The organism is Vibrio sp. YMD68 (assembly GCF_029958905.1).
GTDB lineage: Bacteria > Pseudomonadota > Gammaproteobacteria > Enterobacterales > Vibrionaceae > Vibrio.
Genome location: NZ_CP124614.1, coordinates 3,278,135 through 3,301,648 on the forward strand (window position 1 = coordinate 3,278,135; position 23,514 = coordinate 3,301,648).

Annotated in this window: 29 protein-coding genes and 1 riboswitch; of the genes, 12 read left to right on the top strand and 17 right to left on the bottom strand. The window is 43.6% G+C overall.

Translation table 11 applies throughout. The annotated features are described in order from the left end of the window. Positions 1-9 precede the first annotated feature (9 nt). From QF117_RS21010 to ftnA, 3 genes are all read right to left on the bottom strand, one after another. Entirely contained in the window at positions 10-1,197 is a 1,188-nt protein-coding gene (locus QF117_RS21010; protein ID WP_282388046.1) for an NAD(P)/FAD-dependent oxidoreductase, read from the bottom strand. Between the two features lie 130 nt (positions 1,198-1,327). Continuing rightward, the gene (gene uspB / locus QF117_RS21015; protein ID WP_282388047.1) at positions 1,328-1,651 is read right to left on the bottom strand and encodes a universal stress protein UspB; all 324 of its coding nucleotides are present in this window, start codon (positions 1,649-1,651) and stop codon (positions 1,328-1,330) included. A gap of 72 nt (positions 1,652-1,723) precedes the next feature. Next, positions 1,724-2,251 carry a non-heme ferritin gene (gene ftnA / locus QF117_RS21020; protein ID WP_282388048.1) on the bottom strand — a complete coding sequence of 176 codons (528 nt, stop codon included), beginning with the start codon at positions 2,249-2,251 and terminating at the stop codon, positions 1,724-1,726. A gap of 158 nt (positions 2,252-2,409) precedes the next feature. On the opposite strand from ftnA, the gene uspA reads away from it, so the two are divergent. Further along, on the top strand, positions 2,410-2,835 hold the full coding sequence (gene uspA / locus QF117_RS21025; RefSeq protein ID WP_282388049.1) for a universal stress protein UspA: 426 nt from the start codon (positions 2,410-2,412) through the stop codon (positions 2,833-2,835). Positions 2,836-2,922: 87 nt separating this feature from the next. Further along, on the top strand, positions 2,923-3,792 hold the full coding sequence (locus QF117_RS21030; protein WP_282388050.1) for a carboxylate/amino acid/amine transporter: 870 nt from the start codon (positions 2,923-2,925) through the stop codon (positions 3,790-3,792). 200 nt (positions 3,793-3,992) lie between these two features. Here the strand turns inward: QF117_RS21030 and QF117_RS21035 are convergent, their stop codons facing one another. Continuing rightward, positions 3,993-4,772, bottom strand: coding sequence for a class I SAM-dependent methyltransferase (locus tag QF117_RS21035; RefSeq protein WP_282388051.1), 780 nt, complete (start codon positions 4,770-4,772; stop codon positions 3,993-3,995). 316 nt (positions 4,773-5,088) lie between these two features. Here QF117_RS21035 and asnC point away from each other — a divergent pair, with 316 nt between their 5' ends. Next, on the top strand, positions 5,089-5,547 hold the full coding sequence (gene asnC / locus QF117_RS21040; protein WP_017034634.1) for a transcriptional regulator AsnC: 459 nt from the start codon (positions 5,089-5,091) through the stop codon (positions 5,545-5,547). A 98-nt stretch (positions 5,548-5,645) separates the two neighbouring features. Here the strand turns inward: asnC and QF117_RS21045 are convergent, their stop codons facing one another. Both QF117_RS21045 and QF117_RS21050 read right to left on the bottom strand, forming a co-directional pair. After that, positions 5,646-5,927 carry a hypothetical protein gene (locus tag QF117_RS21045; protein ID WP_282388052.1) on the bottom strand — a complete coding sequence of 94 codons (282 nt, stop codon included), beginning with the start codon at positions 5,925-5,927 and terminating at the stop codon, positions 5,646-5,648. Between the two features lie 83 nt (positions 5,928-6,010). Further along, on the bottom strand, positions 6,011-7,180 hold the full coding sequence (locus QF117_RS21050; protein ID WP_282388053.1) for a multidrug effflux MFS transporter: 1,170 nt from the start codon (positions 7,178-7,180) through the stop codon (positions 6,011-6,013). Between the two features lie 144 nt (positions 7,181-7,324). On the opposite strand from QF117_RS21050, the gene QF117_RS21055 reads away from it, so the two are divergent. Next, positions 7,325-8,266, top strand: coding sequence for a LysR substrate-binding domain-containing protein (locus QF117_RS21055; protein WP_282388054.1), 942 nt, complete (start codon positions 7,325-7,327; stop codon positions 8,264-8,266). 188 nt (positions 8,267-8,454) lie between these two features. Next, positions 8,455-10,245, top strand: coding sequence for an aminopeptidase P family protein (locus tag QF117_RS21060; protein ID WP_282388055.1), 1,791 nt, complete (start codon positions 8,455-8,457; stop codon positions 10,243-10,245). Between the two features lie 108 nt (positions 10,246-10,353). On the opposite strand, the gene thiH is transcribed toward QF117_RS21060, so the two are convergent. From thiH to QF117_RS21120, 11 genes are all read right to left on the bottom strand, one after another. Next, on the bottom strand, positions 10,354-11,466 hold the full coding sequence (thiH, locus tag QF117_RS21065) for a 2-iminoacetate synthase ThiH (RefSeq protein WP_282389537.1): 1,113 nt from the start codon (positions 11,464-11,466) through the stop codon (positions 10,354-10,356). 20 nt (positions 11,467-11,486) lie between these two features. Beyond that, on the bottom strand, positions 11,487-12,269 hold the full coding sequence (locus QF117_RS21070; RefSeq protein WP_282388056.1) for a thiazole synthase: 783 nt from the start codon (positions 12,267-12,269) through the stop codon (positions 11,487-11,489). A gap of 3 nt (positions 12,270-12,272) precedes the next feature. Continuing rightward, positions 12,273-12,500 carry a sulfur carrier protein ThiS gene (thiS, locus tag QF117_RS21075; protein WP_282388057.1) on the bottom strand — a complete coding sequence of 76 codons (228 nt, stop codon included), beginning with the start codon at positions 12,498-12,500 and terminating at the stop codon, positions 12,273-12,275. Then, positions 12,497-13,303, bottom strand: a complete 807-nt coding sequence (locus tag QF117_RS21080) for a HesA/MoeB/ThiF family protein (RefSeq protein ID WP_282388058.1) — start codon at positions 13,301-13,303, stop codon at positions 12,497-12,499. Before QF117_RS21080 ends, thiS begins: the two co-directional genes overlap by 4 nt. After that, positions 13,290-14,663 carry a thiamine phosphate synthase gene (locus QF117_RS21085; RefSeq protein ID WP_282388059.1) on the bottom strand — a complete coding sequence of 458 codons (1,374 nt, stop codon included), beginning with the start codon at positions 14,661-14,663 and terminating at the stop codon, positions 13,290-13,292. Before QF117_RS21085 ends, QF117_RS21080 begins: the two co-directional genes overlap by 14 nt. 3 nt (positions 14,664-14,666) lie before the next feature. Next, positions 14,667-16,616: a phosphomethylpyrimidine synthase ThiC gene (gene thiC / locus QF117_RS21090; protein ID WP_282388060.1), complete on the bottom strand. Its 1,950-nt coding sequence runs from the start codon at positions 16,614-16,616 to the stop codon at positions 14,667-14,669. Positions 16,617-16,728: 112 nt separating this feature from the next. Beyond that, positions 16,729-16,827: riboswitch (TPP riboswitch) on the bottom strand. A gap of 69 nt (positions 16,828-16,896) precedes the next feature. Further along, on the bottom strand, positions 16,897-17,280 hold the full coding sequence (gene crcB / locus QF117_RS21095; protein ID WP_282388061.1) for a fluoride efflux transporter CrcB: 384 nt from the start codon (positions 17,278-17,280) through the stop codon (positions 16,897-16,899). Positions 17,281-17,817: 537 nt separating this feature from the next. Then, the gene (locus QF117_RS21100; RefSeq protein ID WP_282388062.1) at positions 17,818-18,387 is read right to left on the bottom strand and encodes a hypothetical protein; all 570 of its coding nucleotides are present in this window, start codon (positions 18,385-18,387) and stop codon (positions 17,818-17,820) included. Positions 18,388-18,532: 145 nt separating this feature from the next. Next, a complete protein-coding gene (locus tag QF117_RS21110) occupies positions 18,533-19,033 on the bottom strand; it encodes a hypothetical protein (RefSeq protein ID WP_282388064.1) in 501 nt (166 codons plus the stop codon). A gap of 53 nt (positions 19,034-19,086) precedes the next feature. Next, positions 19,087-20,049 carry a tyrosine-type recombinase/integrase gene (locus tag QF117_RS21115; protein ID WP_282388065.1) on the bottom strand — a complete coding sequence of 321 codons (963 nt, stop codon included), beginning with the start codon at positions 20,047-20,049 and terminating at the stop codon, positions 19,087-19,089. A gap of 46 nt (positions 20,050-20,095) precedes the next feature. Then, positions 20,096-20,392 carry a helix-turn-helix transcriptional regulator gene (locus QF117_RS21120; protein ID WP_282388066.1) on the bottom strand — a complete coding sequence of 99 codons (297 nt, stop codon included), beginning with the start codon at positions 20,390-20,392 and terminating at the stop codon, positions 20,096-20,098. Between the two features lie 107 nt (positions 20,393-20,499). On the opposite strand from QF117_RS21120, the gene QF117_RS21125 reads away from it, so the two are divergent. From QF117_RS21125 to QF117_RS21155, 7 genes are read left to right on the top strand one after another with little or no spacing between them, the layout of a single operon-like run. Further along, positions 20,500-20,772 carry a hypothetical protein gene (locus QF117_RS21125; protein WP_282388067.1) on the top strand — a complete coding sequence of 91 codons (273 nt, stop codon included), beginning with the start codon at positions 20,500-20,502 and terminating at the stop codon, positions 20,770-20,772. Further along, a complete protein-coding gene (locus tag QF117_RS21130; protein ID WP_282388069.1) occupies positions 20,769-20,933 on the top strand; it encodes a hypothetical protein in 165 nt (54 codons plus the stop codon). The genes QF117_RS21125 and QF117_RS21130 overlap by 4 nt, the downstream gene beginning before the upstream one ends. Beyond that, the gene (locus QF117_RS21135; protein WP_282388070.1) at positions 20,930-21,127 is read left to right on the top strand and encodes a hypothetical protein; all 198 of its coding nucleotides are present in this window, start codon (positions 20,930-20,932) and stop codon (positions 21,125-21,127) included. Before QF117_RS21130 ends, QF117_RS21135 begins: the two co-directional genes overlap by 4 nt. Positions 21,128-21,130: 3 nt before the next feature. Beyond that, positions 21,131-21,301: a hypothetical protein gene (locus QF117_RS21140; RefSeq protein ID WP_282388071.1), complete on the top strand. Its 171-nt coding sequence runs from the start codon at positions 21,131-21,133 to the stop codon at positions 21,299-21,301. A 2-nt stretch (positions 21,302-21,303) separates the two neighbouring features. Then, on the top strand, positions 21,304-21,438 hold the full coding sequence (locus QF117_RS21145; RefSeq protein WP_282388072.1) for a hypothetical protein: 135 nt from the start codon (positions 21,304-21,306) through the stop codon (positions 21,436-21,438). Continuing rightward, complete coding sequence (locus QF117_RS21150; RefSeq protein ID WP_282388073.1) at positions 21,435-21,644, top strand: Lar family restriction alleviation protein; 210 nt, start codon at positions 21,435-21,437, stop codon at positions 21,642-21,644. Before QF117_RS21145 ends, QF117_RS21150 begins: the two co-directional genes overlap by 4 nt. After that, entirely contained in the window at positions 21,638-23,473 is a 1,836-nt protein-coding gene (locus QF117_RS21155) for a replication endonuclease (protein ID WP_282388074.1), read from the top strand. The genes QF117_RS21150 and QF117_RS21155 overlap by 7 nt, the downstream gene beginning before the upstream one ends. Positions 23,474-23,514 lie beyond the last annotated feature (41 nt).

A 23,514-nucleotide genomic window follows, 5' to 3' on the forward strand; every position in this document is an offset into this window, starting at 1 on the left:
TTAAATTCACTAAACCCATTGCCCTGCGACAAAGCCACTTGACCAAGCCCATTGGAAATTATAGCCACCGAGCCAACCAGAAACATCCATCACTTCGCCAATAAAGTAGAGCCCAGAAACGCTCTTACACTCCATCGTTTTCGATGATATGTAATCGGTATCGACACCACCCAAAGTCACTTCAGCCGTTCTATAGCCTTCAGTGCCATTGGGTGCAACTTTCCAATTTTCAAGCAAGGAAACAATCGCTTCCTGTTCTTTAGGGGTAAACTGCTTTAAAGGCTTATCAATGAATTCTTTACGCTCAATAAGCACTTCAACTAACCGTTTAGGAAGGACTTTTGCCAAGGTGTTCTTCAAACTTTGATTAGGGTGTTTCTCCCTGGATTCCGTGAGTAACAGCCCAACATCATCATTAGGGACTAAGTTAATCGACACGCTTTGTCCTGCTTTCCAAAATGATGACACTTGCAATATCGATGGGCCAGACAACCCACGATGAGTAAACAGCAACGCCTCTTTAAAGAGTGTGCCGTCTTGCGTGGTCACCTCAGTAGGAAGCGCAATACCTGATAGGCCGGCCAAATCGTCTTTGTCTTTATTGTGTAGGGTAAATGGAACAAGGCCTGCAGTAGTCGGCATCACAGGCAAACCGAACTGTTCAGCAATCTTGTAACCGTATGGGGTTGCGCCTAATTTGGGCATTGAGAGCCCACCAGTTGCCACCACTAATGACTGACATTCAATCACATCACTGTCGATATCAAGAGTGAAGCCCGTTTCATTTTGTTCAACACGAGTGATATTGGCTTGGTAACGCTGAGTGATGCTATTGAGTTGGCACTCATCGAGTAACATGCGAACAATTTGTTTCGCGGAATCGACACAAAACAGCTGCCCGTGCTCACGCTCTTCAAACTCAATCCCATGTTTGCTGACCAAGGAAATGAAATCCCAGTTGGTATATTGGGAAAGCGCCGACTTAACGAAGTGTGGATTTTTACACAAGAAGTTATTAGCGGAAACATCATAGTTGGTAAAGTTACAGCGACCACCACCCGAAATCAGAATTTTTCGACCTGGCTTTTTTGCATGATCAACCAATAGAACCGTTCGTCCTCTCTTGCCCGCTTCAGCAGCACACATTAATCCCGCTGCGCCCGCGCCAATAATAACGACATCAAATTGGTTACTCATGTTATTGCTCTTCTGTAATGGCTCTACAAATAAAAAAGGATGTGCAAAAGCACATCCTTACGATGGTATCGTATTCTAACTCCAAATAAACGGAATGCCAATTTGAAGTCTTGATTGATTCAATAACGAATCAAACCATAAAAGCGATCAGCAGCGTCACACTCAATAAACCACAAGAAAGAATAAAGAGTTCTCTTACTCGGTCACACTTGCCAGTAAACACTGGGTCATGATGATGATGATACTCTTTGGTTTTTAAGTAGCTATAAAGGCGAACTTGCTTGGTCATATTGCCATGGGTGGTAAAAAAACCGCCACCATCGACTTGCTGATAAAGCAAGGGATGAGCTTCTCGCATAATATAGATTAATGAACGCAGCGCCGTTAAGTATCGAACCATATTGAGCCCGGTCACTAATAGCAATGCTAATAAAATAGTGTCTCCACTGATCATCTTCTCCTCCCTACATCTTCTATCAATGCTTGAAAAGAAAAGACGACTCAGTGAATTGTCTTCTTGCTGATGTTACTCAGCAGCAGCATCCATAATAGAAGATGAACCTTCTTTAGCTAGTAACGCTAGATCTTTGTCAATAAAGAACAGTGCTTTACCATCTTCACCCACTAACTCTAGCTTATCTAATATCCCTTTAAACAACTTCTCTTCCTCGTGCTGTTCAGCAACGTACCACTGCAAGAAGTTAAACGTTGAGTAGTCTTGATTAGTGAAAGCCACATGAGCAAGTTTGTTAATTTTTTCAGTGATCATTTGCTCATGTTCATAAGTCAAACGAAACACTGCTCCTAAACTTTCAAATTCATGTTGTGGCGCTTCAATGACACCAAGTATCGGCATTGCACCCGTCTCACTTACGTAGGTAAAAAGACGCTGCATATGCTGCATTTCTTCAACGGCATGACCTCGTAAAAACTCAGCCGCACCTTCAAATCCTTTGTCTTCACACCAAGCACTCATTTGTAAGTATAGGTTGGATGAGAAAAATTCTAGGTTTATTTGCTCATTCAATTGCTCGACCATGGCTTTTGGTAACATTTTTTTCCCCTATTTCAACTATCTAACTGCATTGACTAAATCTATTAATCAAACAATAACATGTTCATTACTCAATGTGGATATGAGATCACAACAGCAATAATCCTTATTCACTGATGCTAGAGTAATCCTATCCCAATAAAATAGGAGAGATCCAAATGAGCTATCAACATATCTTAGTCGCAGTCGACCTTTCTGAAGACAGTAAACTACTGGTTGATAAGGCCGCAGCGCTCGCCAAACCTCTGAACGCTAAGCTTTCTTTTATTCATATCGATGTCAACTATGCTGAGTTATATACAGGGCTTATCGACATCAACCTGGCTGAAACTCAATACCAAGCCTTAGAAACTTCCAAGGCAAAACTCAAAGAGTTAGCCGATCACGCTCATTACCCGATCAATAGCACACTCGTTGGCAGCGGAGATCTCAGCAATGAGTTATGCGATACCATCAACGAACACCACTTTGATTTAGTCGTGTGCGGGCACCACCAAGATTTTTGGAGCAAGTTACTCTCATCGACTCGCCAACTTATCAATTGCTCTCCCGTCGATATGCTGGTTGTACCCTTGACTGATTAATCGATATTAGCGAGGTAGAGCGTTCTATTTATAACCAATACCAATTAGGGTAAACTGCAGCTATCTTTTTGATAATGAATCTTATTTATGTTTTATCTTTCTGCCGTTACCCTACTTTGGGCATTTTCGTTTAGTTTGATCGGTGTTTATCTAGCCGGTCAGGTTGATTCTTGGTTCTCGGTCTGGATACGCGTTGCTTTAGCAAGCCTTGTGTTCATTCCTTTTACCCAGTTCCGTGGTGTTGCTAATACATTGAAATTGAAACTGATGTGTATTGGTGGCATACAACTTGGCCTCATGTACTGCTTCTATTACCAATCGTTCTTGTTGCTTTCTGTTCCTGAAGTCCTGTTGTTCACCGTTTTCACACCCATCTATGTGACTCTGATTTATGACCTGCTTAAACAACGTTTTTCGCCCTGGTACTTAGTCACCGCTGCAATAGCGGTATCTGGGGCAGCTTTCATTAAATTTTCCGGCGTAAATGACCACTTCTTACTTGGATTCTTTGTGGTGCAAGGGGCTAACCTTTGCTTTGCCATAGGACAGGTCAGCTATAAGTATGTGATGGAACAAGAAACCACAGAACTTCCTCACCATTCTATTTTTGGCTACTTTTATTTTGGTGCCCTGTGTGTTGCGACCATCGCATTTGCTCTGATGGGCAATATCGATAAATTACCGACCACGTCATTGCAGTGGGGTGTGTTGATTTATCTGGGTGTGATCGCTTCTGGTGCGGGCTACTTTCTATGGAATAAAGGGGCGTGCCTTGTGAATGCCGGCGCTCTCGCCGTGATGAATAACCTCCTTGTTCCAGCTGGGCTTATAGTAAACATTGTCATTTGGAATCGAGATGTAGACCTTGTGAGTTTATCTATTGGTGGCCTAATTATTCTTCTCTCACTGTGGGTCAATGAAACATGGGTAAAAAAGCGGGTTGAACAACAGGCTTAGATCCATAATGGTTGTTTGGGGAAAATACTGAGTCATTACTCTCTTGAAGACTTTCGCTAGACACCGTATCTAGAGTCTTATCTAAAAGCCAGAAACTCAAAACGCTCACTAATTTAGTGAGCGTTTTTATTGGGTAACGTGTCGTAACGGCTTTTAAGCTTGTTATTTTTAGTCGCTGATTTCTCTAGTCAGTGACTGTATTAACTCATCGATGCCTTTACATAAACATCAAAGCGGTTCTTCTTAGTTTCTATCGCCATGGCGGGTTTTCTATCGCCAAGCCATGGAGCATAGTCAGGGCGTTTGACCACCACACGCTTAGTGGCAAGGGCCAAAGCGGGAGTTAATAAATCATCGGCATCATTATCAGCCCCAACTAGCGACTGAAAAACACGCATCTCTTTTTTGACAAGTGCCGATTTTTTCTTGTTCTCTGGATGTGGATACATAGGATCAAGATAAACAATATCCGGTTGAACAAAGCTTTTGTCTTCAATTAGTGATGTTAAAGCATCATGGCTAGAGGCGTGTATGAGTGACATTCTTTCCGTTACCCAATGTCCAATTTCTCTGTCTTGTTTTGCTCTCGAGAGCCCGTCATCAAGCAGTGCGGCAACAACCGGGTGACGTTCGACCATTTGAACCTGGCAGCCTAAAGACGCTAACACAAAGGCATCGCGCCCTAACCCCGCCGTTGCATCAAGAACCGTAGGTGTCGCTCCTTTATTAAGCCCTGCTGCTTTGGCTATTGCTTGTCCTTTTCCACCACCAAACTTACGACGATGACCAACTGCACCACCAACGAGATCGACAAAAATAGCCCCCAGTTTGGGTTCGTCTAATTTACGTAATTCTAAATGCTCATCGGTTAGCACCAAAGCAAACATACTCGAGCTATAGTGTTTCAGCCCCCAGCGCTTGGCTAAGCCATCTAAATTATCTTGTTGTGATGCGTCTTCGCAAATCAGTTGTAACTGCAAAGTTGGCTCCAGATGTCAGTCAGTGAATACATAAAATTGAACGGCAGAAGTCTACCTGTTTTTCTCGGCGCTTTCTTGGGTTTCTATGACCATTGCATTAGTCATAATTTAGATCGATTCCAAGCTGCATTTTGATGTCCTGGCAATATCAGACCACCCAGCTAAATAATGAAACGAAGTCATGACTCGCGGAAAGATGAAAACCGAGCATCGGTATGTCATTAGAGAGTGCCCTCAATTGATAATAGTAACATCGCTGTTGATAAAATATACTGAGTGCGTTTCTCTTTTTGTTCCTCACAATCGCGGTGATTAAATGCAACAAGCCAAGCTCGATGATCTAGACCGGGCCATACTTAAAACTTTGATGGAAGACGCTCGTAAACCTTACGCAGAAATGGCGAAAAGCTTCGATGTCAGCCCTGCTACGATTCACGTTAGAATTGAAAAGATGAAGTCTGCCGATATCATTCAAGGAACAGAAGTAATCGTGAACACCAAGAAACTCGGCTATGACGTTTGCTGCTTTATTGGAATAAACTTGAATGCGGCAAGAGATTACCATTCTGCGATTGCTAAGCTCAATGCGCTTGAAGAGGTTGTCGAAGCTTATTACACGACTGGCGCTTACAATATTTTTGTCAAACTTATGTGTAAATCCATTGAAGAGCTACAGTATGTTCTGATCGATAAGCTACAAGCCATTGATGAAGTTCAGTCGACAGAGACACTGATTTCTCTACAAAACCCCATTAATCGCAATGTGAATCCGTAATGACTTGTTATTCGGCGTTCCAAATACGCTATAGAATTAAAAATGGCCTCACTGCGGAGTGAGGCCATTTCGATGGATGCATTGACTGACTAACACGGTTAACGAGCCAAATACGCTTTTAATTCTTCAGCAGAAATGCCTTGCTCGGCAAGCTGTTTTGCCAAGGTCTCTACCTGCTCGCCTTTTCTTGATTCTATAACCTGTTGGAATTGAAAAACGATATCTTTTAGTACATCGATAGGAACCTGCTTAGCCGCACTACGAATACGCTCACCACTTTGGTTTCCCATCTCGTTAAGAATCTTACCAAACATGATTTTTTCTGGTGCTTCTTCTAGCTGCTCTAGAACTCGCGCCATCTCGTAAGTTGTCATCGACATTATTATTGGTTATCCAGTGCGTATTAGGAATTAATCGTAAGAGGTTAAATATACACCTGTTTTGACACGAATAACACATCATATTAACTCTGTTCAGCTGACAACCGTACCTCATGCCATTTATGTCCTACCTTGGTACATAGCACGATTAAACTTGGTGCAGTAAGCCAAAGAAGTAAGGTGATTAGCATTTCTGGTTCAAGTGATAACCTCTGCATAATACCGACTACGAGGCCAGCTCCGCTCATTTGAAATAGTCCTAATAAAGCCGCAGCTGTTCCGGCTTTATCACCAAACGGCGCTAACGCTTTACCCGCTGCTGCGCCTAGTACCCACGCGAAGCCGGCGGATGAAACAAAGATAGGTAACATGAAAGCAAATGGCGTTTGCTGACTTTGCATTGCTAGCATCATGACACCGGCAGTGTTGAGCATCACAACACCAATGACGATCGTCATTCTCGTGCCTAGTTTTTCCATACACTTCGGCGCTGTCATGCACGCAATAATGTTAACGACAGCATTCACTCCAAACCAAAAAGTAAACTCATCCATCGATAAGCCATACCTTTCCATCAGCACACCAGGAGCAGAAGTGACATAAGCAAGTATCACTGCCATCGCGAGCATACAAAGTGAGGCATGAAAAACGAACATTGGGTTTTTCAGCACTTGAGCATATCGGCTCGGTTTGAATACCGCTTCTGTGGCTTTTCTTGGGTTTGTCTCTTTTTGATATAAAAAGAGAGCTACTCCAACCACTAACGCAAAGATAGCCATGAAAGAGAAATTGGATCGCCAACCAAACTGCTGTGTTAGCCAGCTACCAAAAATTGGGGCAAGAGCAGGAATAAAACAGATCGCACCGTTTAGGTAGCTGATCATTCTCCCACTTTTTTCTGCCCCAAACAGATCGCGAACAGTTGCAAAAGCAGCTACTGCGGTCGCACATGCGCCCAAGCCTTGTAGTAGCCTTGCTAGTAGCATCCACTCAATGGTTTGTGCGGCCCACGCCAAGCAAGCACTCAAACCGTAGATACTGACACCGACTAATGCAACTGTTCGACGCCCGTGTTTATCTGCTAAGGGGCCAGCAAAGAGTTGCCCCACTCCCATAGCAAACAAAAACCATGTGATTGTGTCCTGAATTCGAGTCGGTTCCACGTGAAACGTTTCCGCCATAAGAGGAAATGCTGGAAGATAGATATCGATCCCCAATGGGCTAAACAGCACTAGCATTGTAAGTAGTACCATTTGTAATCTTTTAGGCGTATCGAGTTGCGACGTATTCACTGTATATACCGACCATATTATTGAATTGGCGAGAGTGTATCGCATTCATGTTATTCGTCTTAATGGTATATACTCATACCTAATATTCTTATATGGAAAATCACATTGTCGATTGAAGCCTTAGCCCGTATAGATCTAAACCTATTGGTTTGCCTAAATATCTTAATTGAAGAGCGCAGCGTCACTCGGGCAGCACAAAGATTGTGTCTCAGTCAGTCTGCGGTCAGTAAATCACTCGCCAAGCTTCGTGAGCAATTCGAGGACCCTTTGTTTGTTCGAACCTCACACGGATTAAGACCGACAGCAAAAAGCCAACACTTAAAGCCACGCTTGGAAAACCTCATCCATCAACTCGAAAGCATCACACAACCTCTCGATTTCTGTCCGAACACCAGTGAATATCGATTTCATATAGCTGCAGTGGAAAGTGTCTATCCGTTAATTTTACCTCACTTCATGCCTATTGTTTTTCAACAAGGGCCGAATCTCAATATCTCGACACACTCTTGGGACGATCAGACATTTAAACGACTTCAATTGGGGGAGTTGGATATTGGCATTACCGGTAAAGATATCGACATTAATGATGCGAAGCTGACGATGCTACCGCCTAGCGACATTGCCGAGCTAGAAATCTATCAAGACGTTCAAATGTGTGTGGTACGTAAAGATCACCCCGTATTGACTACCCCATGGGGTTTGGATAGCTATCTAGACATGCGTCACGTTCAGGTTCGCTGCGATGGCAATGATCGATGGCTGCTTGATTATCGCCTTGCTGATCTTGGACGAGAGCGAGATATCGCCATCACCGTTCCTGACTTTAATAGTGCTGCGAGTTTATGTACTTATACTGATTTTATCTTTACAGCACCCAGCCACTTTACTTCTCTCATTGCAAAACAACTTGATCTCGTTGAACTGCCTCTGCCTCTTGAGTTTCCCGCAATGGCCTATACTCTTTTTTGGCATAAAGACAGAGAAAATGACCCCGCATTAATGTGGTTAACGAATATCATCAAAGAAAAAACTCGTTTACTTAGATAAATTGCACACTGAGAACGATTGCAGCTTTTGTCTAAAAAGAGTAGCTTATTTGTCTTTATTACCTGTTGCTGCAACTGTCAAAGAATCGCGGCAACAATCTAAAAATTGGCGTAACAAGCGAGAAAAGTAAATAACCACCTAAAAGCCGTACAAGCTTATGCCGCACAAACTAATAAGGAACATTTTTGATGCATCAATCAACTTCTGAGCGTGTTCAAGCACTAAGAAACTGGCTCTCCGAACACAACTATGACGCCATCATCATTCCCCATGAGGATGAGTTCCTTGGTGAATACATCCCAGCTCATAATGAACGCTTGCATTGGCTTACAGGATTTACCGGTTCCGCGGGTTGTGCTGTCATCACCCCAACTAAAGCCGCTATTTTTATTGATGGTCGCTACACGGTTCAAGTGCGCAGCGAAGTGCCTGAGAGCATCTTTGAATTCCGCCACCTTATCGAAGAGCCTGCGTTAGATTGGATCAGCCAAAACCTCGATGCCCAAAGTCACGTAGCGTTCGACCCACGAATGCATACAAGTGCTTGGTTGAATGCGGCTCAAGATAAACTGGCCAGCCATTACACGTTATCTGCTATTTCAACCAACCCGATAGACGATTTATGGCATGACCGTCCTACCGCGATTTGTTCAGTAGCGAGACTAATGTCACTGTCATTTGTTGGACAAACAAGCGAAGACAAACGAAAGGCAATGGCAGATAAAATTACAGCGATGGGAGCCGATTGTGCGGTCATTACCGCTTTGGATTCGATTGGTTGGTTACTTAACATTCGTGGTTTAGACGTATCGCGTTTGCCTGTCCTCCTTTCTCATGTGATTTTGCATTCTGATTCTAGTCTCGATTTTTTCTTTGACGAAACTCGACTTCCAGATGAATTTTCTTCTCATGTTGGCGATAATGTTAACGTGAGAAAACCAAGTGAACTTGCCGATGTTTTAGGCTCAATGACGAGTAAGAAGGTCCTCATTGACCCAGCAACCAGCAACGCTTGGTTCACTCTTCAGTTGCAAAACTCAGGCGCTCATATTATCTCTGCGTCGGACCCTTGTTTGCTGCCTAAAGCGCAAAAGAACAGCGTCGAGATTGCTGGTATGAAAGCGAGCCACATTCGAGATGGTGTGGCTATGGTGAACTTTCTCTGCTGGCTAGATAAACAAGTAGAGCAAAACAACCTACTAAACGAAGCGGAACTCTCCGACAAGTTACAGCGCTTTAGAGAACAAGACCCAACGTTAGCGGATCTAAGTTTTGATACCATATCTGCCGCGGGTGGTAACGCAGCCATGTGTCACTACAACCATGAGAACCAAGCCCAACCTGCAAACCTCACCATGGATTCACTGTATCTTGTTGACTCAGGTGGTCAGTATCCCGATGGCACGACAGATATCACCCGTACCGTAGCTATCGGACAGCCTTCCGCAGAAATGATTAAGCAATTTACGCTGGTACTTAAAGGGCATATTGCCATTGCTAGAGCGCGCTTTCCCGTAGGGACTTGTGGTTACCAACTGGATACACTAGCCCGACAGCATTTATGGGCTGAGGGTTACGACTATGACCACGGGACGGGGCATGGTGTCGGCCACTTTCTTAGTGTCCATGAAGGGCCACAAAGTATTTCCAAAAGACAGATAAATGTACCCTTAGTCGACGGGATGGTTCTTTCTAATGAGCCTGGCTACTATCGTGCTGAAGCATTTGGTATCCGTATCGAGAATCTAGAGCTGGTCACCAAAATCGAATCTAACGGTGACTTGCCACTGTTAGGGTTTGAATCCCTCACGCGTTGCCCTATCGATTATCGCAATATTGACACCAATATGTTAACTCGCCCAGAACTCGCTTGGATTAACGATTACCATCAAAAAGTTTGGGATGAATTGAACTCTCTAGTAGAAGGTGACGTTAAAACTTGGCTTAAGAAAGCAACTCAAACGTTATCTCATGGCTAACATTGCTAGCATCGACTGTTCTATTTTTATGTTTATATGATCAAAAATGGCTACGAACTCGTAGCCATTTTTGTTTCACGTGAAACAACTAAGTGCTAGCAATGCACTTTAACCTGAATATCCGCTATGCCAATCTTTCCAGACAGGATCAAAGCCACGACTTCTAATCATAGTTGCAACAGCATCGGCGCTGCGCTCATCACTGATTTCAAACTGTTCCAACTCGATATCCTCCAACGCGTACCCACCAGGTTGAGTCTTTGACGCCGCTGACATCGTAGTGATCCCAAGTGGCAATACGTTATCTCGAAATATCGCAGATTCACGCGTAGAAAGAGACAACTCAACTTCAGGATTCAGGATCCGATACGCACAGATTAATTGGACCAACTGTTTATCCGACATGATCGACTTAGGTTGAAGCCCTCCTTCACACGGTCGTAAACGTGGAAAAGAGATCGAGTAGCGTGTCTGCCAATAGGTCTTTTCAAGGTAATCTAAATGAGCCGCGACGTAAAAACAGTCTGTGCGCCACTCTTCTAAACCGATCAGTGCACCAATACCAATCTTATCAATTCCCGCTTTGGCTAATCGGTCAGGAGTCTCTAGTCGAAAGTGAAAATCCGTTTTGTTACCGCGTAAATGGTGCTGCGCGTAAGTGGATGGATGATAGGTTTCTTGATAAACCATGACCGCGTCCAAACCTAAGCACTTTAGTTCCTGATAATCTTCTTGGGCTAAAGGCTGGACTTCCATCGCCAAGTAACTAAACCGTTCCTTAATCGAAGGCAAAACCTGCCTGAAATAGTTCATTCCGACCTTTGTTTCGTGTTCCCCTGTGACCAGCAGTACACTATCAAATCCCATCTTTTTGATAGCCTGTGTTTCCAGTGAAATTTCGTCAATATCGAGTGTGCGTCGCTTAATTCTGTTCTCCATAGAGAAGCCGCAATAGGTACAAGCATTCGCACACAAGTTTGAGAGATACAGTGGGATATAAAGACCGATAGTATTGCCAAACCTTTGTCGAGTAAGCATCAAAGATCGTTGTGCCATCTGCTCTAAGTAAGGTTCTGCCGCTGGAGAGATAAGCGCCTTAAAGTCATTTAAATCACACCTTGATTTGCTTAGTGCTCGCTCAACGTCACGAGATGTCTTGGCGTTGATCGACAGAGTAATATCATCCCAATCAAGCTTGCTGAATTCATCTACAAAACTCATCATCAATTCCCTAACTAGAATCAGTCATCTAAAAATGACGTTAATGGACTAGAGGCAACTGCGTGAGTAGCAACACTTGCTAAACCAGAACAATAGGCCGCTCTGCCCGCTTCAACCGCGTATCGGAAAGCCGTCGCCATAACCATCGGATGACTTGAAGCAGCAATCGCGGTGTTTACTAGCACCGCGTCAGCACCAAGCTCCATTGCGAAAGCAGCATGCGATGGCGCGCCTATCCCTGCATCAACAACAACAGGAACCGTCGCTTGATCGATAATGATTTCTAAGAAGTCTTTACTGGCTATCCCCTTGTTTGAGCCAATCGGTGCACCCAGCGGCATAACCGCAGCACAGCCAACCTCTTCAAGTCGTTTACACAGAACAGGGTCAGCATGGCAGTAAGGGAGAACAACAAAGCCATCTTTGACAAGTTGTTCTGCTGCAATTAGCGTCTCGATAGGATCAGGCATCAAATACTTTGGATCTGGGTGAATTTCCAATTTCAACCAGTTTGTGCCTATCGCTTCTCGTGCCAGGTGCGCAGCAAAAATGGCATCTTTTGCATTTTTCGCACCTGAGGTATTAGGGAGAAGGTTTACCCCGGCTTCAACTAACGGGTCCAAGATGTCGTCTTGACTCGCGCTAATATCAACACGCTTCAACGCCATTGTCGCTAGCTCTGATCCTGATGCCTTTATCGATTCTACCATCGAGTATTTATTGGAAAACTTACCTGTTCCGGTAAATAGGCGCGAACTAAAAGTTCTATCGGCGATAACCAACTGGTCTTTTGTGAGAATCATAACCTAACCTCCCGCTATGGCTTGAAACAATGAGATTGAATCGTTGTTCTTTAGCAAAGTAGATTCCCATCGATTCCTCGATACAATCGTGTTATTAATTGAAAACACGCAGCCATTATCTGGCAACGCCAGGATTCTAATCACATCTTGAAGCGTTGAACCTTGCTGGATCTGAGTCACCTTGCCATTGATTTCTATATCTACTTTACTCTCTGCATCCAATTTGCTCATAAGGTTACCTCTTTAGGTATGACACCATCAGTTGCTCCATTTTGGTCCGTGGATTCTTGTCCGCAAACCGTACACGATGTGTCTTTCTCTAATCTTAAGCTCTGCCAGTGAAACGTTTTGCCATCGAACAATTTCAGCTGCTGGGTTGGGCACTCAAACCGGCCTAACGCTAACTTTTGAATGGCCGCCAGTGCTTGTAGATTACCGACAGTGCCAACGACAGGGCCAATGATGCCCATATCAGCACAACGTCTCGACTCACCGACATTTTGCTTCGGGTACAAGCATTGATAACAAGGGGACACATTGGGAAAATCAAAGACAATAAACTGTCCCTGCCAACCAATTGCGGCGCCAGAAATCAACGGCTTTCCCTGTTGAAAGCAGACTTGGTTAATCAAGTGACGACTCTCAAAGCTGTCCGTACAATCAAGAACCACATCTGAAACGGCCACTTCATTAGAAAGCGGCTCTTCTCCTAGTCGTTCTGTAACTGCGCGAATGCTGCAATCTGAGTTAAGCGAAAGAAGCTGCTGCTTCATCGCCAATGATTTGCGAGACGTAATATCGCTTTCACGATAAACCACTTGGCGCTGTAAGTTACTTTTTTCGACCACATCGTCATCAACTATAACCAGTTGACCAACACCTGCACCAGCTAGATAGAGCGCAGCTGCACTGCCTAGCCCACCGCATCCAAGTATTAATACTGTCGACTCCTTTAAATTAGCTTGGCCTTCTTCTAGAAAGTCGGGAAGGCAAATCTGGCGATGGTAATTAAGAAATTCTCTATCCGTTAGCATTGTCAACCTCCGGTGCGAGCTTGCTTTCACTAACGGTATCGACTTGTGTGCGGTCACCTGAAAACTGTCTTGATAGCATCAAGTGAGCAAATGACTCTATAACGCCTTCTGGGTTGTCAGCCTCTGTAATCGCTCGAACGACAGCAAGGCTCGAAACACCACATTTCCACACGCTGCTCGCGGTTTTTTGATCAATACCGCCAATGGCCACCGTAGGGTAACCATTAACACCACTGGAGTAAGGTATGGTGTCGATGAGTGATTGGTATAGTGACAGGCGCACTAAGCCTTGTGGTTTCGATGGCATTTTTTTTGTCGTGGTCGGAAATATATGACCGAGGGCAATGTAGCTTGGGTTAATCTGAATAATCCGAAGTAGCTCGTAGTAGCCGTGTGTTGATAATCCCAGTCTTAAACCGGCTTTAGCGAGTAAATCCAGATTAGACTGTTGAATATCTTCTTGACCTAAATGAACGCCATACGCACCATGCTTTATCGCCAGTTTCCAATGATCGTTAATGAACACTTGCGCGCCATAGCGCTCACCAAGTTGAATTGATTCGGCAATTTGTTGCTCCAGATCCAATTGGTCAGGGTCTTTGATTCGAAGCTGTATTGTCGTGATTCCCAACGGCAATAACCGCCTTATCCAGCTCACATCATCGACTACGGGGTAAAGCCCTAGGCTTTTCTTTGTGAGACCTGGAAAAGAAACATTATATCCCTGATAAGCCCATTCGACGGAGATATTTAATCTAGGGTCATCAATAACTGGAATTGGGAAATATTGATAATCACTTGGCCATGTTTCACGTGAAACACTCATATTAAGCGCAGCTCTGGCGAGAGTAAGACAATCATCAATAGGAAAATCTAAAGCTCTAGCGGTTATAACCCATGCGAGATGCTGCTCAAATTCATCGACAGCATGCTGATACTTAATCGCCTTAATCGAACCTTCTTCATCGATGACAGAAGAGAGCTGGCCATTAAATACCGATAACAAAGATTTCAACCGCCATGCGTCGATGAAATTCGAATCATCGCCAATCCCAATAATCGCCATGTTGTCAGCTTGGTGAAGTACATCACCGGATTCACGGACGCTAAGATTTGAGTTATAACGAACAAATAAGTCAGGAATTAATAATTCTGACGGCTCTACAACATCAAGATCCTCAGAATGACGAACAACCCGAATGTGGAATGGATCTGATTCACCAGACAAACTGAATAATTGAGTTGGGCTCACACCCAACTCAATATGGCGAATTCCAAATCCCTCTTTTTCTGCTATGAGTAAGCAGCGTTGCACTAAACCTGTCAGTTCAATGTACTGAGATGGGATGAGAACCTTCAATGGCTAGTCCTCTAATTCAGGCTGAGCTTCGCCTACTGCTGGATGATACAGTTCCGATCCAGTGGCCAAAAACTCTTGAGATTTACGGCGCATCCCTTCTAGTGGGTCATCCAACATCTTGATCTCAATGGCTTGGTCTGCAGCGACTTGCTTTGAATCTTTAGCGTATTCACGGACTTCTTGGGAGATCTTCATTGAGCAGAACTTAGGGCCACACATAGAACAAAAGTGAGCGACCTTTCCAGATTCTTGAGGCAAGGTTTCGTCATGAAATGACTTCGCTGTATCCGGGTCAAGAGAGAGGTTAAACTGATCTTCCCAACGGAATTCAAACCTTGCTTTAGACAATGCGTTATCACGAATTTGAGAGCCAGGGTGACCTTTTGCTAAATCTGCAGCATGAGCGGCCAACTTATATGTAATCAACCCAGTTTTTACATCTTCTTTATTAGGTAGCCCAAGGTGTTCCTTTGGCGTGACGTAACACAGCATTGCGCATCCGTACCAGCCAATCATTGCAGCACCGATACCTGAAGTAATATGATCGTAACCCGGTGCTATATCGGTCGTCAGTGGCCCCAATGTATAGAAAGGCGCCTCATGGCAATGCTTAAGCTGTTCATCCATATTCTCTTTGATCATATGCATTGGAACATGTCCAGGGCCTTCAATGATGACTTGAACATCATACTCCCAAGCAACTTTGGTTAGCTCGCCTAGTGTACGCAATTCCGCAAACTGCGCTTCATCGTTAGCGTCTGCAATCGAACCTGGACGTAATCCGTCACCAAGCGATAGAGAGACATCATACTTAGCACAGATCTCACAGATTTCTCGGAAGTGCGTATAAAGGAAGCTTTCCTGATGATGCGCCAAGCACCACTTAGCGATGATTGAGCCCCCGCGAGAAACGATGCCTGTAACTCGCTTCGCTGTCATCGGGACATAACGTAAAAGCAAACCAGCATGAATAGTAAAGTAATCGACACCTTGCTCTGCTTGCTCTATCAACGTATCTCGCATGACTTCCCAGTTAAGGTCCTCTGCGACACCATTCACTTTTTCGAGTGCTTGATACATTGGGACAGTCCCGATTGGAACCGGGCTATTGCGAAGAATCCACTCACGAGTTTCGTGAATATTACGACCAGTAGAAAGATCCATGACAGTATCCCCGCCCCAACGAGTCGACCAAACCAATTTTTCGACTTCTTCTTCAATAGATGAACTCACTGACGAGTTACCAATATTCGCGTTCACTTTAACCAAAAAGTTACGCCCAATAATCATTGGTTCCGCTTCTGGGTGGTTAATATTTGAAGGGATGATCGCGCGTCCTTCGGCAACTTCTTTTCTCACAAATTCTGGTGTGATCTCTTTTGGCAAGTTGGCACCGAAGTTATGTCCAGGGTGCTGATGGTTCAATTGCTCATCAGAAAACTTCTGGCGGCCCATATTTTCACGAATGGCAATGTACTCCATCTCTGGAGTGATGATCCCTTTACGAGCGTAATGGAGCTGTGTGACACAACAACCGTCTTTAGCCTTGCGTATTGCTGGAAGGTTACCATAACGAAGATCATCGAGTGTATCGTCTTCCAATCGCTCTTTAGAATAAACAGAGCTTACACCGTCCAGTAACTCGGTATCGTTCCGTTCAAGTATCCAATCAGTACGAAGTTTTGGTAGTCCTTGGTACAAATCGATATTGTGTGTAGGATCGGTGTAAACACCTGACGTATCGTAAACATGAATAGGTTCATTCGGTTCAAAGATAGGTTCGTCTTTGCTTCCGCCAACTAGGCTGTCAGCGAGTGTAATCTCACGCATTGGAACCCGAATATCACTTCGTGAACCCTCGATATACACTTTGTTAGAATTTGGATAAGGTTGGACGGAGAGCGTGTTAATAAAATTTTGCGCTTCCAATCTATTTTGTTTACGACTCGACATAGCATTCTTCCTTTAATAATGGATATAAATGCTTGACGGAAAAGATGCTACAAGAGGAACTGCCACTAAAATAGCGACAGTTGAAGGATATAAAACGAGAATAGATCTAGTTTGGTATCTTTCTCTTGTTCCCTTCGCAGGTATTAGCCTGATCAGGTTCAACGGATCCCGAGTTAACGGTCTCAGCCTTTTGGCACTCCGACAAGTAGAAAGCATTATAAGTAATCAGATTGTTGAAACCAAGTTAATCTGCTTAAATTTTAACTAATCATCATTAAAATTAACTTTTTATGATTAATTGAAACCCTACCCAGGCTGCGGTGACGCTCAAAGCAACGTTAAGTAGCATATTGAGACCCGCTTTAAAAAACGCCCCCTGTTGCACTAAAAGGACGTTATCCATTGAAAAGGTGGAGAAGGTGGTTAAAGCACCTAGAAAACCAAGGCCTATGATTTGGCGCCATGGCTCGGTTGGCAAGCTGCCATTTTCAAACGCGGCAACTAACACACCCATTGCTAGTGAACCAACTACGTTTACAGTTAGTGTTCCATAAGGGAATCCACGTCCAAATAAAGTCGCGCAAAATTCACTTACTAGATAACGAGAGCAGGCACCAAAAGCGCCACCCAATGCTATAAATCCCAAAATAGAAAGTTGGCCCATAAATCCCCCCACAATAAATATCGGACTATTGTAATCCATTAGGTTCAATTAACGAATTGAAAACCGTAATGAGCCATTCATATTAAGTTAGATTTAAAACGTTACAGGAGTCACTTATATAGCTACGCAGTGTAGAAGACAAGTAAGATATAGTATCTTTAATAGAGATATAAAATAGCAGGGATAGAGAGGTTTTAACTCGAATATGCGCAGCTTACACATAGAAAATAAATGCCTAAAAGCAAAAAGGCTCTAGCATTTCTGCTAGAGCCTTAATATGGCAGGGGTGGAGAGATTCGAACTCCCAACACGCGGATTTGGAAAACCGCCTAACAACCTTAAAAAACAATCACTTAGTATAGTAATAATTCGACAAGTAACGTTATATGCACGCGAAATGACTTTATCTGACAGTGAACAGACTATAAAAAGGCGACTAACGTTAATTCAGTCGCCATTGGTAATGGTGCATAGATATGTTTAATTTCTACTAACCTATATATTAGACTTGAAACCTTAAACACTTGTTAGGTGTATTCACCTTGGTCTATTGAGCCGAAATTCATGGCTAGGAATTTCTATACGCCATGCATTCTCAGGAAGAACTATAAAGTCAAAATCGTAATGTGATCCAGTGCAATATATTTCCTCTTTAGAAACCGTAGTCGCATAAACAGCCAAATTACCCAAACCATTAATTTCTGAGTGGTGAGCTGCATACCAAATAGCTTTATCTAGAGAATCGCACCATGACATACCAAGGTTATGTTTAGGACCGGCACAACCTCTAAATAGAGTGTATCGTGAACCTTTGGAAAATTGATGCCCCTCGCGTATAGGAAAACTCTCTTGCAACCGAGACTTGGAGCAAACATCAAAAACAGCTTTAAGTTGTTCTAGCGTAGTTTTTGAAAAATTACTTGAATGTAAATATGCTTCCATCCAGTTCGATTCTAGAAGTTTTAATTCAGCCAAATATCGATAGTTTCGCAAGATAAAGTCAAATCCCTTTTCAGGAATATAACCATAAAACTGCTCCCGATTTAATATAGCTTCCTGAACATTTTTTGATTCACCTGCATCTAATAATGAATAATCAATATTCATTCATACCTCACAAATTCTGATAAACACCTAACGCCCTGTTAAGGTGTGAGCAACGCAATACTGAAGCTCCCGCAAACCACCTTAAACACTAAACACAACGCATAGCAAAAATGCCAAGCGTTGCGAATCACTCTTAAACAGATTGTTAACTGTTTATGAGCCCCATTCTACCCGCATTTTGTATAAAGATTGTCGCATCGTCGTCCGACAATAGTTCAAGTGGGGTGTACACAACGCCCATTTCGATCAATTTATGTTTTTGCCCAACTAGGTAGGCAGTACCACGCTCAAACCTCGCCTCAAAAAGGCTCTGAATGCGAAGTGAAGCTGCTTTTGAAAATACCGTTCGAAATAGCGACAAATCAATGATTAAGTCATCAACCTCAACCCAAGCGTGACCGTCCCATTTGCCAATTACACCTTCCTTTTGACTAAGTATTGGTTTAATTGCTTGATGAGCAAAGATCTTAGATTCAGCAACTGATAAACTTCCTGTCACAAAGCGAGTCTCGACAGGCAAGTGATCATTCATCATCGCAGCTAACGTTGCACTCATATACAGACAGCTACCATCTACAGGTTTGAACTTCTGAGTTATATTTTCAGCTATATACTGGACTTCTTGTACTAATTCGCTTCGTGTCATTTGAACTCCAAATTCTGGAAACAGTTAACGCCTATTAGCCGACAGATTGTCGCCTAATAACGAAAATGCTGATTTAACGGATTCAGCTCTAACACCTCTTCTAGATGGTCAGGAGCTAAATGCGCGTATCTCATTGTTGTTGTGATCTCACTATGACCTAACGTATCCCTCAACTTCACAATATTTCCACCACCTACCACATAGTGACTCGCAAAGGTGTGCCGTAGAACGTGAGTCATTTGGCCTTTAGGTAATTCAATTTTGCTTCGTGCTACCGCCTTGCGAAATGCTGACAAACTGCTTAGAAATAACTTGTTATCACTGATTGGTTCAATTCTATGCAACTCATCAAAAAGCCAAGGCTTAATCGGAACGCTTCGGTTCTTACCTGATTTCGTGTTCAGAAAGGTGATCTTTCCATCTTTGATTTGCGAGGGCTTTAAACTTTCCGCTTCGTCCCATCTTGCGCCCGTAGCAAGACAAACCTTTACCACGTAAATCAATGAGCGATTAGTTGAAGAGGCGCAGGCTTCCAATAACTGATCGATTTCTTCATGAGAGAGATAGCGTAGCTCCCCTTCCCTTTCTTTGAATTGGCGAATCTTGGCTAGGGGGTTGGGGAACGCAGTAACCCCTAGTCTTTCTAACTCATTAAACATTGCCCTAAGATAACTATGCTCACGGTTTGCTGTAGTTGTACTGATCGTTTTAGTTCTTTCCTCACGATAGGCAGAAAAGTCTGAAGCCGTCAGTTGACTACCGATAGGATTCCCCAGCCCTTCCGACAATCGATACAACAATTTCCGTAATCTAACGTGGTCTTTTAATGCTTTCCCGTGCAGCCTATACCAAATGCTGATTAGTTCATCTAGCGTTCGGTTGTCTTGTTGTTTGGCACCTTGTCGTTCTAACTCTAATTTGAGGCGCATATCCAGTTGTACAGCCTTACGCTTGAGCTTAAAAACTTGCTCGGGTGCATAACTGGATGAATATCCATTTTCAACTTTTAGCAGCATGTCACGTTTACCTTACCAAGCGAATAAAACGAGCGATAACAAAGAGTTAAGCACTCTTTTTGTCGTCGGTGCTTTTTTCGACAATGCCGAGTTCTAATAGGATAGAAAAATCCGGTGCTATCTGGCCGGATTCTGGGAGGGTTTCATCGGTAGTAAGCCAATAGGCGTACTTTTTAAACCGTTCATGTTTTGTGACTTTAATCATATTTATTTCATTTACCGTTCTTCTGTCATTCTCATAACTTCTTAGAGAATCTATCGAAATATCAGTTAGTTGTGAAAAATCCAGTTGACTTAATTCCTCAGCGATGCGTACTGCTTTAATTTTTTTTCCCAAGCCCATTGTTGACACCATATGTACGAACGTAATAGTCTTACGCTCAATATGTACTTTCGTACGACCATAAAAAGCCAATTAAGGCTATTTACCTAAACTTTCGAGGATATCACATGCTTGGAATACCAACACCTAAAGAGCTGGATTTGATGGAGGCCTTGCAAGGTATGCCCTTGATGCCTTGTTTCTTTACTGATGTAACGACGTTCGCCAAGTCCCACCGCGTGGGGCGTGACAAGGTGTTAAGGCTAATGGATATCGGCAAGATTCCAGAGATAGACAACGATGATGGCGGTAAGCGTTATGTCGATATGCTCGAACTGGCGATAAGAATCCGCACTAAGCAATTCAGTCTTTCAGAGTTGTACGAAGAGGACGAAGCATGAATATCAATAAACTCCAGACAGGTTTAACACTGACTCTTATCGTCATGCTTTACACGATGGGACTCAAAAGCTTTGGCTTTCATCTTGTTGACCTTATTCCTTTAACGGCATTGAGTTGTACTGGCTGGCTGTTTTGGGATGAAAGGAGTGATAAGCAATGACCCCACTCGTTCAAATATTCTCTAACTCAAAGTGTTTACCCGTGGAAAACATTCCAACAAGTGAGCATTCATCTAATTTCTATCGCGCTGTGTCTGAAATGGAATACAAAGCTGGAAACCCCGTTTCTTTTATAGCTACCAAAATTGCAATCATTCCTTTAGAGGGTGATTTGCGCATCGTTGTACAGGGGTAAGACATGAACACACCTATTCACTCAATTAATATCGACATGAATACCTACGCAGAAGCTAAAGAGCTTTTTGATTACGCAACCAGAAAGGCAAGTCAAACAAACTCTAGCTTTTGGCTACACGTTCGGAACCAATCACTTGAAGCCATGAACACTCTCAAAGACTTGGAAGTATAGCCATGCCTGTTCCCCCACCTCTTGAATTAAAACTGGCGGTTAAACGCAGCCAATACAAACACGCTCGAACCGCTAAACGTAAAGCGATTATTGAGCAACAAGTTAAGCGCATAAAACGTGAGACCATCACCCAGTGAGTACCTTTATCCCATTAAGAGCGATCAAAGATTGCCAACATTGCGGCAGTAACGAAGCGTATTGTGAAAAAACCATCTTCCCACGTGCCTACCATAAACCCGTTTACACCGTGGTTTGTGTTGAGTGCGGTTGTGAGAGTGAAGAAGCGTACACCCATAATAGCGCAATTGAAGCGTGGAACATGAAAGGCTCAGCCTCATGCTAAGTACATCCTTTGGTAATCACTTCCTCGATAAACTGCCGCGCATCGTTCAAGACGATGTGCGCTTTGCCATATCTCAACGCCAAAAACGCACAAGCGCAACACGAGAGAATATGCAACGCTTTACCAATGACGCGATGAAACACGCCCTTAAGTGGTCGCCACGTATCGAAGATAAATTCCCGTTTGTGGATGAGCGCACCAATGCTCCTGACAGGCCTCGCTTTCATAGTCGCGCCCGCTCATCTGTTGAGTTGAATCATCAAGTGTTAATGAATGATGAAGCACTTGAACACTTAGCGTTTAATCTGACGGAGCTATTCACCCGAACCATGGGCGATATTGCGCCAACTGACACCGAACGAGGCTATTTGAACGCTTTGCAATACACTTTTCACGAAATAGAAAAGGTAATGAAAAGCGTCCATATCAACGCCCCCTCTCTTAAGAAAAAACACAAAGACATTGTTGATGCAGAAAGAGAGCTTGAACGCGCTATTCGTCGTTGTCTGGATGTGGATTACCTTATACGTAAGTTTAAATTTCTGCGAGGTCAATACATTGAATTTTCACAAATTGCCCTTGATAGAGTCGGAGCCCGTAAAAGTCAGCGTCATTATGTCTCTCGTCGGTCATTCGCTCGATGGCGTAAAAAGCAAATAGAAACCAAGCAATTCATTGATTCCATGTCAGTGATGAGTCAGGAGACAGGACAAAGTTTTGATTTAAAAGACGTCGTAAAGCGTACCACCGCCAATCCTGAAAACCGCCGTATTGAATTAGTGGTTCGCAGTCGGGGTGATGAAGAGCGTGCCATTGATTTGGGTTATGAAGGGGTATTCATTACATGGACATTACCAAGTAAATACCACCGTAATTCAAGTAAATGGGGAGGCTACACCCCTAAAGAGGGGCATCAAAACATCATGGAGCAATGGAAATTAGCCCGTGCTTGGCTCAAAAAATTAGATATTGACTGGTTTGGGCTACGAGTGGCTGAGCCACACAAAGACGGCACCCCACACGCTCACCTGTTTTTGTATGTTCATCCCTCACAAACGGCTGAGCTTATCCGCCTCTGTGAAGGTATTGCTTGCAATGAAGATAAGCCAGAGCTTTACAACAAAGAGGGGCAATTTGAAAAAGAGCGTCGAATTAAAATAGAACGTTGCGATCCTGCGAAAGGCACTGCAACGGGCTACATCATCAAATACATTTCCAAGAACATTAACGGGGCACACATGCCAGAAACAGACGCACAAGAGGCCGCATTCTCTGCCCGTGCGTGGGCATCCGTTCATCGTATTAAGCAGTTTTCTCAAAGTGGTGCACCTTCAGTTGGCCTATGGCGTCAACTGCGTCGAGCCACCGCACAAGACACAGCCTTTGATGAGGAATTAGAAGCCCTTCGAGAACATGCGGACAATTCACGCTGGAAGGGGTTTTGTGAGTTGGGCTTTAAGGCAAAGCTAGCCTATGAAGAAAAATTAAATGATTACGGTGATGTGGTCAAACGGGTCATTGGTATTGAGTGGCTCGGTAAGGTGATCGAAACCTGCAGCGAGCACTTTAATTTGGTGAAAACTAAAGACGTCAAACGCCTTGCTCTTGCTCTTAAAAAGGGCGGCGCCCTTCCTTGGAGCACTGAAAATAAGTGTAACCAGACTCCAGAAAAGGCGGTTACACCACTAGAGAAAGCATTGATGGACGTGACCGGATGGAGCGTTAAAGGTATTCAATGCTTGCTCGCACCACTGTCAAAGGGGGCAAAAGTTCCCATTGATAAACACATCACCCTAAGTATCCAAAATGGGCAGCTTAGGGTGACATAACCAATACGCCAACGATGGGAATCAGGGGCTACCTTTTAACC